The sequence below is a fragment of the Pedobacter sp. GSP4 genome (genome assembly GCF_051857575.1).
GTDB lineage: Bacteria > Bacteroidota > Bacteroidia > Sphingobacteriales > Sphingobacteriaceae > Pedobacter.
Genome location: NZ_JBPZIR010000001.1, coordinates 641,837 through 655,168, shown reverse-complemented (window position 1 = coordinate 655,168; position 13,332 = coordinate 641,837). Strand labels below are relative to the sequence as shown.

General features: G+C 40.7%; 9 protein-coding genes. 5 read left to right on the top strand and 4 right to left on the bottom strand.

Annotated features, from left to right (window positions below):
- The first annotated feature begins 226 nt into the window (after nt 1-226).
- The 3 genes from ACS5PU_RS02670 (at nt 227) to ACS5PU_RS02660 (ending at nt 3,538) form a co-directional block, all read left to right on the top strand.
- Entirely contained in the window at nt 227-484 is a 258-nt protein-coding gene (locus ACS5PU_RS02670; RefSeq protein ID WP_439457720.1) for a hypothetical protein, read from the top strand.
- Between the two features lie 54 nt (nt 485-538).
- Nucleotides 539-1,663, top strand: a complete 1,125-nt coding sequence (locus ACS5PU_RS02665) for a sensor protein KdpD (RefSeq protein WP_439457719.1) — start codon at nt 539-541, stop codon at nt 1,661-1,663.
- A gap of 123 nt (nt 1,664-1,786) precedes the next feature.
- A complete protein-coding gene (locus ACS5PU_RS02660; protein WP_439457718.1) occupies nt 1,787-3,538 on the top strand; it encodes an ATP-binding protein in 1,752 nt (583 codons plus the stop codon).
- Here the strand turns inward: ACS5PU_RS02660 and ACS5PU_RS02655 are convergent.
- Nucleotides 3,535-4,539 carry a helix-turn-helix transcriptional regulator gene (locus tag ACS5PU_RS02655; RefSeq protein WP_439457717.1) on the bottom strand — a complete coding sequence of 335 codons (1,005 nt, stop codon included), beginning with the start codon at nt 4,537-4,539 and terminating at the stop codon, nt 3,535-3,537. The two genes, ACS5PU_RS02660 and ACS5PU_RS02655, sit on opposite strands and share 4 nt — an antisense overlap.
- 80 nt (nt 4,540-4,619) lie before the next feature.
- Between ACS5PU_RS02655 and ACS5PU_RS02650 the strand changes: the two genes are divergently transcribed.
- Nucleotides 4,620-7,019 (top strand): TonB-dependent receptor, encoded by a 2,400-nt coding sequence (locus tag ACS5PU_RS02650; protein WP_439457716.1) that lies wholly within the window; start codon nt 4,620-4,622, stop codon nt 7,017-7,019.
- Between the two features lie 18 nt (nt 7,020-7,037).
- Nucleotides 7,038-8,357: a hypothetical protein gene (locus ACS5PU_RS02645; protein WP_439457715.1), complete on the top strand. Its 1,320-nt coding sequence runs from the start codon at nt 7,038-7,040 to the stop codon at nt 8,355-8,357.
- 90 nt (nt 8,358-8,447) lie between these two features.
- On the opposite strand, the gene ACS5PU_RS02640 is transcribed toward ACS5PU_RS02645, so the two are convergent.
- The 3 genes from ACS5PU_RS02640 to ACS5PU_RS02630 form a co-directional block, all read right to left on the bottom strand.
- Nucleotides 8,448-8,924, bottom strand: coding sequence for an acyl-CoA thioesterase (locus ACS5PU_RS02640; RefSeq protein ID WP_439457714.1), 477 nt, complete (start codon nt 8,922-8,924; stop codon nt 8,448-8,450).
- A gap of 462 nt (nt 8,925-9,386) precedes the next feature.
- Nucleotides 9,387-11,531: a glycoside hydrolase family 97 protein gene (locus tag ACS5PU_RS02635; RefSeq protein WP_439457713.1), complete on the bottom strand. Its 2,145-nt coding sequence runs from the start codon at nt 11,529-11,531 to the stop codon at nt 9,387-9,389.
- Between the two features lie 522 nt (nt 11,532-12,053).
- Nucleotides 12,054-13,307, bottom strand: coding sequence for a DUF2130 domain-containing protein (locus ACS5PU_RS02630; RefSeq protein ID WP_439457712.1), 1,254 nt, complete (start codon nt 13,305-13,307; stop codon nt 12,054-12,056).
- Between the last annotated feature and the right edge of the window lie 25 nt (nt 13,308-13,332).

Here is a 13,332-nt window from a genome sequence, read left to right as displayed (position 1 = left end):
ATAATTTATTATATAAAAGTCAGTTTAAATGAAATCCCCCCTGAGGTCGTCATTTCGAGCGAAGTGCAACGTAGTCGAGAAATCTTATTAAATAGATTTCTCCATTCCGCCCCAGGTAAAAAACCTGCTGGCTTCAGTCGAAATGACGATTCTTCTATTGGACTTGTTTAGATGCCTTGAAAAAGCGTTCCGGCTTATGATACAGCCTCATTAAATCTCTGTCAAAATGAAACTATATATCGAAATTTTGTTTGGTGTTTTACTGCTTTGCAGCGGTATTCTCTACCTAGTGTTCAAGCACCGCAAAAAAACTGAAAAGCTGCAAAGAATTTATGCTAAATTGAACAATAGCCGTAAAGAAATGCTGCTGGCCATGCAAAGGGCAAAGTTTTATAAAATGGTAATGATACTCTCTGGCGTTTTTCTTTTCATGATCTGTATATCCGTACTTGTTGAAGAGCGTATCATATCCATACAGTGGTAACCATCATCCAAATTCCATCTTCCATTTTGCATCATACATTTTACATCAATAAATATGTCTGAAAAAGAAGATTCTGTTAAACATTTCCTCGAGCTGATTAAAAAATCGAGACGCGGAAAACTCAAAATCTATATTGGGATGAGCGCTGGTGTGGGCAAAACCTACCGCATGCTGCAAGAAAGCCATGCACTGTTGCGAAATGGGGTTGATATCTGTATCGGTTATGTAGAAACGCATAAACGCGCCGAAACTGAGGCCTTGGTTAATGGCCTGCCCATCATCCCCCGTAAACAGATTTTTTACCGTGGAAAGGAAATCGGAGAAATGGATCTACAGGCCATTTTAAACCGGCATCCCGAAATTGTAGTGGTCGATGAACTGGCCCACACCAATGTTGAGGGCAGCAAAAATACCAAGCGCTGGCAGGATGTTTTCGATATCCTCGAAGCTGGCATCAGTGTAATTTCGGCAGTTAATATTCAGCATTTAGAAAGCATTAACGAAGATATTGAACACATTACGGGCATTAATATTACCGAACGGATACCCGATAAAATACTGGAGCTGGCCGATGAAATTGTCAACATCGATTTAACAGCCGATGAACTGGTTACCCGCCTAAAAGAGGGCAAAATTTACGACAGCAGCAAAATACAAAGCGCGCTGGGAAATTTTTTCCAGGCCGATAAAATCCTGCAGCTGCGCGAACTGGCACTTAAAGAAGTGGTGCACCAGGTAGAAAGAAAAATACAGACAGAAATTCCCAAATCGATCAAATTAAGACCTGAAAGATTTTTAGCCTGTATCTCCTCCAATGCAGAAACAGCAGGGGTGGTGATCAGAAAAACAGCCCGACTGGCCTCCTACTACCGCTCGCCATGGATTGTGCTTTATGTGCAGAGCGATGCCGAAAGTTTCGATAAAATTAAGCTCAATAAACAAAGGCACCTCATTAACCATTTAAAACTGGCTACCGAACTGGGGGCTGAGGTAATAAAAATAAAAAGCAACCACATTACACAAAGCATCATCAACCTGGCCAGAGAAAAAGAAATTACCACCATATGCATAGGAAAACCACATTTAAATATTTTTCAGGTAATGCTCCGAACGGCAATTTTTAACCAACTGTTGCGTAATTTAGCCAGTCAGGAAATAGATTTGGTTATACTTTCTTAAATAAAATATTTGTCATGCTGAGGCACGAAGCATCTCTTGAGCAGCTGCACTCCATTTGAGTAACAGTTCCATAAGGCAAAGATTCTTCCAGTCGTCAGAATGACAGAATAAAAAAACAATGTCATGAAAATTAAAACCAAGCTCCGCCTCGGATTCGGGTTTCTGTTTATACTCGTTTTATCCTTTGGATTAATTGCTCTATTCTTTTTAAATGAGCTTTCAGATAAATCAAAAGTAATCCTGAAAGACAATTACAAATCGCTCAAATACGTTGCAGGCATGCGTAGGGTAATTGATGAAAATAAGTTTCCACTGGGCGGGCCGCAACGCCAGGTATTTCTAACCCATTTAAAAAATGAGTCCCTGAACATTACCGAACCCGGCGAAAAAGCCGCATTCCAGAAGTTGGAACAAGCTTTTAAGCTATTAAATGCTAATAATAACTTCGCCGCTAAAGAAAACAATGTGAAAGATTTATACGCGGCCTTGCATAATATTGAGCAGGTAAACATGGATGCCATTTATGCCAAAAACGAACTGGCTAATGCAGCTTCATCAAAAGCCAATATTTACATTATGATTGCGGCCACTTTGAGTTTCATCATCCTCTTTACCTTTATTGTTAATTTCCCTGGTTTTGTGGCCAACCCACTGGCCGAATTTAGCGCGGCCATTAAACAGATCAGCCGGAAAAATTACAAGCAGCGCCTACATTTCGAAAATGATGACGAGTTTACCGAACTGGCCGATTCGTTTAACGGCATGGTGGTTAAGTTAAACGAGTGGGAAAACAGCAACCTATCTAAAATCAAATCAGAAAAATCGCGCATTGAAGCCATTATTGCCCAGATGCAGGATGCCATTATCGGTTTAAACGAAAAAGGTGAAGTGCTTTTCTTAAATCATTTAGCCGCTAAACTGTTAAGTCTTGATGAAGATAAAATTGTTGGTCAGAATGTTGCGCAGCTGATGCAGAAAAACGAGCTCCTTAAACGGATAATTAAGCCCGAAACAGCTGATAATACCTTAAAAATTTATGCCGATGAAAAGGAATCATATTTCCTTTTGGAGAACCGCGAAATCGTGATCCCTAACTTCGAAGAACAAAGCGAAAAAACACTTATTGCATCATCAAAATCGGCTGGAAGTGTGTACACACTCAAAAACATTACCCAATTTAAAGAGCTCGATGAAGCCAAAACCAACTTCATTGCCACTGTATCGCACGAATTAAAAACACCGCTTTCATCTATCAAAATGAGCTTAAAACTACTTAATGATGAACGTGTTGGCGCAATGAATGAGGAGCAGCACGAACTGCTCACGCACATTAAGGAAGACAGCGATAGGCTTTTGAAAATCACCAGCGAGCTTTTAGACTTATCGCAGGTAGAAACGGGCAACCTTAAACTTAATTTCGCCATTACCAAACCCGAAGATATTGTTCAGTATGCCATAGATGCGGTTAAGTTCCAGGCCGAGCAAAAATCGATTCAATTGGAACTAAACTGTGATCAAAACCTGCCACAGGTTAATGCCGATATCCAAAAAACCGCATGGGTAATGGTTAACTTTTTATCCAATGCGCTGCGTTACAGTGCGGCAAAATCAAAAGTAATAATCGATGTTTTCCAAAAAGATAAATTCATCCAGTTTTCTGTTCAGGATTTCGGAAAGGGAATTGATGAAAAATATCAGAAACGGTTGTTCGACCGTTATTTTCAGGTACCTACCGATGGACAGAACAAATCGGGCTCTGGTTTGGGATTAGCCATTTCCAAAGATTTTATCGAAGCAGAACAGGGGAAAATATGGGTAATAAGTGCCATTGGCGAAGGAAGCAGATTTTGCTTTACCCTACCGGTTGTTGATTAAAAACCCAATAAACAACCAAGGTTCTCTATACCTACTAAAAATTCATCTGCGAAGAGCAACAGGGAGAATTTGCCCGATCTGATTTTATTGGGCAGGTAGCCAAAAAACTTTTTAAATGCGCTGCTAAAATGGGTAGCGTGTTTATACCCTACCTTTTCCGAAATTTCGGCTATGGTGTATTCCTTTTGCACCAGCATGGACTTGGCCAGTTCCATTTTATGCTGGTTCAAATAGCCATAAACGGTATTTCCGAATACGGTTTTAAAATCCCGTTTCAAATTAAACTCATTGGTGCCCACCTTCAACGCGAGCGATTTTAAAGATAACTGATCTCCGGAATGGTGGATCAAAATCTCCCGTGCATCAAGCATTTTCGCTAAAACACCTTCCTTTAGTTTCGTAAGTGCCGTGTTTTTGCTTACTTGTTCAAATTGACTGATCTGCAAGGCCAGCAGTTCGATAACCTTCGATTCGAGCAACAATTGATCAAAAAGGCCACCTTGTCCCAAAGTACCTAAACGCTGTAAAATTGAGCTTACTTCTGGCGTTATGGGCATGTTATATGGAGAAAGTGTAACTGCAGCAGCTTCTTTATGTTTATTTGCGGTAAGCTGGTTATGCGCCGGATGGTTTACCGGCAGGTATTTATTCAGGAAATACGCGCTCAGGTTGATACAGATTACTTCATCCTTTACACTGCTCATCAACAAACGTGCAGAGGGGTTGGTTGCCCGGCAAATATTATGCTGTTGTGCAGCTATCTGGGCAAAAGTACTGTTGTTATGCCCAGCAGTAACCCGAACCTGGCCACTCAGCACAAATATCATCTGGTAAAATTCCATCTGCGAATCATCAGGATAGGCCATACGGATTTCCAGTTGCCGTTGGTCTTCAACATTAAAACTGTGGCTAACCACCATAGCCTTGTTAAATAAAAATACGCTTTTGTGGGCGTTTTCATATTCTCCCTTTATCGTCGTTTCTTCTCCCGAATGCGTCATATCCAGATTTTATCTTTGCAACAAAATTATTCTTATTAAGACCTATTCCAAAGAAGGGTTTAAAAAAGTTACAATCATTAATGAAAAAAGCCTTACTGATAACCGCGTTTTTCTTCCTTTCTGTTTATGCTATGGCCCAAAGCGGAGCGCTATCCGGTAAAATAACCGATAGTGAAGGAAAAATAATAGCTGGAGCCACCGTTAAACTAACCAACCTTAACAGGGCAACAATAACAGACGATGCTGGGCGATATGAATTTAAAGGCCTTCCCTACGGCACTCATTCACTTACTATTACATCACTGGTTTCTGAACCTAAAAAAACAACCGTAAAAATTGAAGGTGCAAATACAGTTATTAACGTAAGCGTAAAAAATACATCCGATAAAGAATTAGGGCAGGTAAACATTGCGGGCAAAACTGAAAAAAGAAAAATTGAAACCTCTGGTTTTGCGGTAAATGTGATTGAAACCAAGGAAGCCGCTTTAAGAAACCTACAAACCAACGAACTCTTAAACCGGACCGTTGGCGTAAGGGTGCGCCAAAGTGGCGGGATAGGCTCTGATGCTTCATACAACTTAAACGGCATGTCGGGCAGGGCAATTGGTGTGTTTATAGATGGGATCGAAATTTCAACTTACGGTTCATCTTTTAACCTAAATAACATCCCTCCTGCTTTAATTGACCGTATAGAAATATACAAGGGTGTTTTACCCGCACACCTTTCTGGAGATTTTTTGGGAGGCGGCATTAACGTGATCTTAAAAAAGGGAGGACTGCGCAATAACCTTATCGCATCGGCATCTTATGGTTCTTTTAATACGCAGCAAACCGATTTAAGTGCCATGTACCGCAATGCCAAAAATGGCTTTACCCTACGTGGATCGGGCTTTTACAGTTATTCGGATAACGATTACGAAGTGTGGGGAAAGTTTGTTAGAAACGAACAGCCTAACGGACAGATGATTGAAACAAGGGGTAAACGCTTTAACGATGCCTATAAATCTTTTGGTGGGCGTTTTGAAATTGGTTTTACCGATGTTAAGTGGGCCGATAACCTCATGCTAAATTACAATTTCTCTGATACCTACGATGAAGTTCAGCATGGCCAGTACATGAGCAGACCTTATATGGGCAGGTTTTCCGAATCACAGGCACACGTGGTTGGTTTGGATTATAAAAAGAACAACCTACTGTTATCGGGGTTGAATTTTACTTTCAATGGCGTATACAGCGACAGAACACAGTACATTCAGGATACAGTGAGCTACCGGTATAACTGGGACGGGCAAAAAGTGATTGGTATAAAAGGCGATCCATTAAGAACGCTTGGCGGAGGGCAGCAGGGTTTACCAACCATGAATACCATTAGCCGACAGATTGCTACACTCCGATCGGGTTTGAGCTATGCCATTGCGGCTAACCACAAAGTGGTACTCAATCATATGTTTTATGTGGTAGATAGGCAAGATTCGGATGAAATAAGAACCGTACTCGAAAGAAATTACCTGTCAACAAGCGATTTAACAAAGAATGTATCTTCCTTATCATACGAAGCCGAAACATTCAACGGCCGTTTAAAAACCAATCTGTTTGCCAAATACTATCAGCAAAAAATTGACAGAATGGATCCGGTGCAACAGGTTGTTAACGGCCAGGTAACCCGTGTTGAAAGGATTACAAAAGATAACCGAAACGAAACCGGTTATGGTTTTGCAGCCTCTTACACCCTATTAAATAAACTGGTATTTATTGCCTCGGCAGAGAAGGCCATACGGATGCCGGGAGAAGCAGAAGTGTTTGGTAACCAGGCCGACAATTTGCTGCCCAATCCATCTATTAAGCCAGAAATAAGCAACAATTTTAACCTGGGTTTTAGGGCTGGCACTTTTCAGGTCAACAACCATAGCATTTCAATTTCAGGAGGTGGCTTTCTGCGCAATACACAGGATAAGATCGTCCAGTTATCCAACGATCGTAATGTTACCAATATAGAAACCACGAACAATGTAAATCTTTCAGGGGTGCGTTCAATCGGTTTTGAAGCAGAGGTAAACTACGTGTACCGGAACCTGAACATTATATTAAATACTTCAAAATTTAATGCTCTGCTGCAAGATAATGCTTCGTTATTTAATGGAAAGCAAATTCCAAATGAGCCCTTTTTTACTGCTAACGGCAATGTGCAATACCGGCTGAATAATCTGCTTCAGAAAAAATCGGTCCTTAACCTGTACTACAATTTCGGATATGTACACCCTTTCGAAACCATTTGGCAGCTTAAAAGGGATGAATTTAACATTACACCTACGCAGTTTATCCAGGATTTAGGCGCCAGCTACCGCTTTCCGAACCAGAAAATGGTACTGAGTTTCGACGCAAAAAACATTTTAAACAAAGAGGCTTACGACAATTTTGCCGCCCAGAAACCAGGTAGGGCATTTTATCTAAAATTTAACTACACCATTAACAATTTTTAAAAATCTAATCGTAATAAAATGAAAAAGCAATTTTTAAAACTCCTGATGTTAGGAGCCTTTGCAACAACTATGACCATAGCAGGTTGCTCTAAAGATCAGCAAACTCCAGAACCAGAAGAAAACCTGGGCGATTCTAACCGTTGGATTACACTTTCGGGCGCCATAATGGGAACTACAGCCGGCGATGGAAATGGCGGTACGATGGTTTACTCGGTAAGTGTAAATGATGCTAAAGATCCCAATAAATCAATCAGTGTGTACGATAACGGTTTCCCTGTAAGGTCGCAGCGTACTGCGCGTTTACAATCATCTAATGATGGAAGCACACTTTTTAACATTGCGTACACTGGCCCTAATGGAGGCGAATTTTCAAAATATAAAGTTAACGGCGGGGCTAGCTATTCGGAATTATCGGATAAAGTGAACATTGCCAGTTATGCCACTGCATCGCCAAGATGGGTAAAATTATTTGATAACGATCAAACCGGTATTGCGGTAAATGTTTCGGGCGTTAAAATTACAACCGGTGCCAATGGTACTTACGCTTATGCAAGAGGAACCTCAACCGTATTATCTTTAAACCTTCAGGCGGCTGGCATTAAAACTTACGAGCAGTATGAAATTCCACTTTCTACAACAGAAGAAGCACAGGGATTTTATATTGGCCGTTTAGATGGGCCCGTATTGAACAAAGCAGGCAACAAATTGATTATCGGTGCTTCGAGAAGCAAATACAATCCTGCCACCGGAGTTGCCGATAATACAGGAACTGTTAAAATCGCTTCAAAATCAGTAGTGGTCGATTATCCATCCCTAAAAAACCCTAAAGTAATTTCTTCTACGGTTAGCCAGGGCAATACCAACGGTTACCGCAGCTTTAATGCTTTTTTAGCTGAAGATGGCAATATTTATCAGGCTACACAAAACGGAACAGCTGGTTCGCATATATTAAAAATCGGTCAGAATAATGAGTACGATAATACTTATGTTTTCAGTTTAGATGCAGCTTTAGGTGTAACCGGAACATACGTTGATGCCTGGAGATATGCAGGAAACGGAATTGGAATTGTGGCTTATAGCGTGGCCGATAAAGGTGGCTACCTTGCACGTATCGATTTAAATGCAAAAACTGCCACTAAAATAGCCATTCCTGATGATGCAGATCTGAGCTTTGGCCAGTATCAAGGTTTTGTTGTAAATGGCGATGAAGTTTTTGTAGCAGTAACGCCTGTTGGAAAAGACGGCAACATTTACATTATTAACAGCAGAACCGGTACATTAACCAAAGGTGCCAAGTTATTGAACAAAGCTGGCAACCACTATATCGGTGTGTTCTAGTACTGGGAATTTCAGCGTTGTCAACTTTCTAGCAAAAGGCTATTAAAGTTGACAACGCTTTTATTTTTTAGCAGCTATGGCAAAAGGCAATTAAACAATATAAGGTTCCATTTCTTTGTCAATGCTTTTACGCAGTTCCATTAACTTTATGGCGTAGCCATGCATGGCAATTTCCTTCTCTGTTTTTGGTTTAAATGCAGGAACGGCCTTTGGCTGTCCATCATCAAAAACCGCAACAAATACAATAATACAATGTGTATTTTTCACAAATTCAGATTGTCCAACCGGTTTAGAAAAAGCGTCAACAGCGATATGCATACTGGTTTTTCCGGTATAAATAATACGGGCATCCATTTTAACCAAATGGCCGATATGTACCGGGTGAAAAAAACGGATTCCACCCACGTAAACCGTTACACAATACGATTGGCTCCATTGTAAGGCACAGGCAAAAGCAGCCTGATCGATCCACTTCATCATCATCCCTCCGTGTACCTTACCTCCATAATTAACATCAGAGGGTTCGCTTAAAAATTGAAGTTCGATATGGTTCTTATTTCGTGCCATTTTGATAATACTTTAGAAGGTTTGCTTGTTATATCGCTAATATATTACAAAATCATTTACAATAGCAGAAATTCATGACTTTTATCATACTTATTGAACAAATACTGAGCAAAAACTAAATTAGCACTTAAATCACCATGCAGTGCCCGTTAAAAAACAATACCTAACTCAATAAAACCACAAAAAAAACCTGAAAAACATTTTATACTTGACCACCTGCCCTTTTTAATTGCAAAAAAACTGCAATTCTCTGCCTTACCAACTAAATATGCGGGATATAAAACAAAAAAAGCCGTAGCAAAATGCTACGACTTGTTAATACCACAAATAAGATTCTTCAAGGCATCCGATAGCTATCTGATCAGAATGACATAATGAATAACCAGATCCGTGTTGATCTGTGTTCATCTGTGGCTAAACATTCTTAGTGCGGTCAGATGGTAACAACTGATAGATATAAATTTATTTCTCCATAATACTAATCGCGTATCCCCCGCCCGGTGCGCAGTATTGGCTTAACTTGGTTTTGCTCGTTACTTCCATTTTACGGATGGTGTAGGCCTTCGGATTGGTTTCATAATGTGCATCCTTGGCATCAGCGTAAATGGTTGCTGTATATTTTTTACCCGTATCCAAAAAGCCGAAATCAATTTTAGAGGTACGTGCCACTTCATCATTGGTACGGCCTACAAACCAGTTATTTTTTCCTTTTGCTTTACGTGCAAATGTGATGTAATCGCCAGGTTCTGCTTCCAAAACTTTGGTATCGTCCCAATCAACAGCCACATCTTTTATAAACTGAAAAGCATCCATGTATTTGTTATAGGTTTCTGGCAAATCGGCCGCCATTTGCAGCGGACTGTACATCGTAACATAAAGCGCTAACTGACGGGCCAGTGTGCTGTGCACAAAAGAAGTATTTTCAGGGTTATAAGCACTCACTTTGGTTTCGAAAATACCAGGCGTATAATCCATAGGGCCACCAATTAAACGTGTAAAAGGTAAAATGGTCGTATGATCGGCATTGTTACCACCAAAGGCTTCGTATTCTGTACCCCTGGCCGATTCGTTACCGATTAAATTCGGATAAGTACGCGCCAAACCAGTTGGCCGTACAGCCTCGTGTGCATTAACCATAATTTTATATTCCGCCGCTTTTTCAATGGCATACAAGTAATGGTTGTTTAACCACTGGCCATAATGATGCTCTCCCCTTGGGATCATATTGCCCACGTAACCACTCTTAACCGCATCGTAACCATTGGCTTTCATAAATTTATAGGCCGTATCCAAATGGCGCTCATAATTACGTACCGAAGAGGAAGTTTCATGGTGCATAATCATTTTAATGCCTTTACTGGCTGCATAACGGTGCAGTTCCTGTACATCAAAATCAGGATATGGGGTTACAAAATCGAAAACATAATCTTTGGTTTTGCCAAACCAATCTTCCCAGCCTTCGTTCCAACCTTCTACCAAAACAGCATCCAATCCATTTTTAGCAGCAAAATCGATATATTCTTTTACGTGTGCGGTATTTGCCGCATGTTTGCCGTTGGGTTTGGTTTTTGCATAATCGGTTACCCCCAACTGTACGCTGGTTAAATCGTTATAGGCCCATGTGCTTTTTCCGGTAATCATTTCCCACCAAACACCAACATATTTGGTTGGTTTAATCCACGATACATCTTTAAATTTAGTCGGCTCGTTTAAGTTATAGGTTAATTTTGAAGTCAGAATATCACCAGCCTTATCGCTTACAATAATGGTTCTCCACGGCGATGAACAAGGTGCCTGCATATAGCCCTTATCCCCTACCGCATCTGGCGTTAACCACGATTCGAGCACCATGTTCTGATCATCAAGATTTAAAGACATTAGTGAATAGTTGATCAATGCAGCTTCGTGAATGTTGATGTAAAGCCCATCTTTACTTTTCATCATTAGAGGCGTTTGCAAACCTGTTGGTGAGAAAGTAGTTTGCGATGCATTAGGCGTAACTGCAGCCTTCATTTTACCGCGCACTTCTGATAAGTTTGAAGTAACGGTACTGTATTCCTGCGTGTCGTAATCACCCGGAAGCCAGAAAGCTTTATGATCGCCTGCCAGTGCAAACTGGGTTTTCTCCTCTTTGATTACAAAATAATCCAGGTTTTTCTGCTCCGGAAATTCATACCTAAAACCAAGGCCATCATTAAACAGGCGCAAGCGGACAATAATATAACGGTTGGTTTCCTTTTGTGTTAGGGTAACGGCCAGTTCGTTATAATGATTTACAATTTCTTTTACTTCACCCCAAACAGGCTTCCAGGTTTCGTTAAAAGTGCTGGTTTTGGTATCGGTGATATCGAAACCATTGAGCAGCGATTTACCATCTTTTAGCTCCAGGCCCAACTTACTGGTTTTAATTACCTCCTTGCCTTTATACTTTAAACTATAGGTGGGTACGCCCCCTTCAGCCAGGGCAAAACTGGCCACTAAATTGCCGTCCGGCGACTTCAGCTCTTTACCGGGAACGTTCCCGAAAACATCCCCAAAAAAAAGCACAGCGCATATTAGCGTAAGGATTGTAGAGCGGTTAAAGAATTGGTTTAGTTTCTTATTCATATTATCATTTATTTATTATTACGAGTTATATCAATTTGGCACTTACAGGTTCCTGTAAATGCCCCGTTTAGGTTTATGTAGTTTGAACTTATTATCCTCTTGTTCGAACTTATTATCCTCAATTTAGCACTTATTATGTGCTAATTTGAACTTATTTTCTTCGAACAAGAGCTTATTATCCTCTAGTTTGAACTTATTATCTTCGATTAAGCGCTTATTATCTGCTGTTTTGAACTTATTATCTTCAAATCAGCACCTCCTAACTTCATCCAAAAATAATGCAATGCTATCAGTGCCTTCAATACAACCACGTATATGGATATTAATTGAACGCACTCTATCAGCATGATAAATCCTGAAACAAGTTCAAGATGACGATTATTCTAGTAACAAGGTATCGTCATCATCATCGGTTAAGCTTAACTGAACACTATCACTGCCTGCAATAGAACCACGGATATGGGTATTAATTGAACGCACTCTATCAGCATGATAGATCCTGAAACAAGTTCAGGATGACGTTTATTCTAGTAACAAGGTATCGTCCTCATCATCGGTTAAGCTTAACTGGACACTATCACTGCCTGCAATCCCTTCAATAGAGCCGCGGATATGGGTAGCGTTCAACAATACTTTTTCCAGCTGTTTTTCGCGGGCTTTCCATAAACGTTCCATGGCATCACGCTCGCGCTGTATGGATAGTTTCATGCTCATAAAACCTTCTCTAATGGCTTTCCATTGTTCAGAAAACTCGGCACCCATTAAATAATCGTAAAGCATGTGCATTTTTTCACCCCTGTTTTCCTGCGATTTTACTGCACCCGCCAGGCGCAAAATCCCTTCGCGCAGCACATAGGCAACCGCATTTACTTCCTCAAAAGAGCAGATCCAAACACCATCGCGCTGCCCGAAACAATCCATGCCCTTCGGGTAACACTGGCTAACAATTACCGCAACATCAATACCCATGCTGCGCATATCTTTTTTCAGTTTTTCAATCCAGTCGCCACCAAAATCTTTAGTGCGCTTACTTTCATAAATAATTTTTCCGCACTCCTGTCCAAACTGGTTGCGTACCACCTGCACGCAATCGGCCCCACGAACACCTTTGCCCACCTCTTCAATTAAATCGAAAGGATAATTGGTACGCAGAAGCTCTTCTAAAATCAGTTCCTGCACCTCACCCTGCAGCTGCATACTGCCCTGCTCTGCTTTCCGTTTCATTTCTTCGGCAAGCTTCTTTTGGTCGTCGAGCTGTTTTTCGAGTTCCTTTAAACGCAGTTGATGTTCGGTATCCTTAATGCTGTTTTTTTCTGCCTCCTGTTTTCTAATCTGCTCTACCAGTTCGTTGCGCTGCTCCTGCATCTTGCGCTGAAAGGCTAGCTCCATTTCTTCTTCCTTTATTTTAAGGCTTTGCTCCCTGCGCAGAAATTCCAGTTCCTTTTCCCTGGCCAGCTTTAATTTCTCTTCGTTATCCTTTGCATTGCCTTCGAGCATCTGCAGTTTGGTTTCAAAATCGGCTGTAATGCTTTTGCGCAGATTACCTTCCAGATCATCTTTCAGTTTATTCTTTTCTTCTGCCAGTTTTGCATCAAATGCCTTTTGCTGAAGTTGTTTTTCATTTTCAAGTGCAACAAGCTTACGCTGAAATTCTTCATCTTTCTGTTTGGTAAAAGTGACCATTTTCTCACGAAGCTCTTTTTTATAATCTTCGGCCATGGCTTCCTCCATCGGAAAAACATGAGCACAGTTGGGGCATTTTATTTCGGTAGGCATAAATAATTTTAATCAGAAGAAACTG

Bases quoted from the DNA above. Each gene is read 5' to 3' on its own strand.
- ACS5PU_RS02670 (WP_439457720.1), top strand. From the start codon at position 227: ATGAAACTATATATCGAAATTTTGTTTGGTGTTTTACTGCTTTGCAGC.
- ACS5PU_RS02665 (WP_439457719.1), top strand. From the start codon at position 539: ATGTCTGAAAAAGAAGATTCTGTTAAACATTTCCTCGAGCTGATTAAA.
- ACS5PU_RS02660 (WP_439457718.1), top strand. From the start codon at position 1,787: ATGAAAATTAAAACCAAGCTCCGCCTCGGATTCGGGTTTCTGTTTATA.
- ACS5PU_RS02655 (WP_439457717.1), bottom strand. From the start codon at position 4,539: ATGACGCATTCGGGAGAAGAAACGACGATAAAGGGAGAATATGAAAAC.
- ACS5PU_RS02650 (WP_439457716.1), top strand. From the start codon at position 4,620: ATGAAAAAAGCCTTACTGATAACCGCGTTTTTCTTCCTTTCTGTTTAT.
- ACS5PU_RS02645 (WP_439457715.1), top strand. From the start codon at position 7,038: ATGAAAAAGCAATTTTTAAAACTCCTGATGTTAGGAGCCTTTGCAACA.
- ACS5PU_RS02640 (WP_439457714.1), bottom strand. From the start codon at position 8,924: ATGGCACGAAATAAGAACCATATCGAACTTCAATTTTTAAGCGAACCC.
- ACS5PU_RS02635 (WP_439457713.1), bottom strand. From the start codon at position 11,531: ATGAATAAGAAACTAAACCAATTCTTTAACCGCTCTACAATCCTTACG.
- ACS5PU_RS02630 (WP_439457712.1), bottom strand. From the start codon at position 13,307: ATGCCTACCGAAATAAAATGCCCCAACTGTGCTCATGTTTTTCCGATG.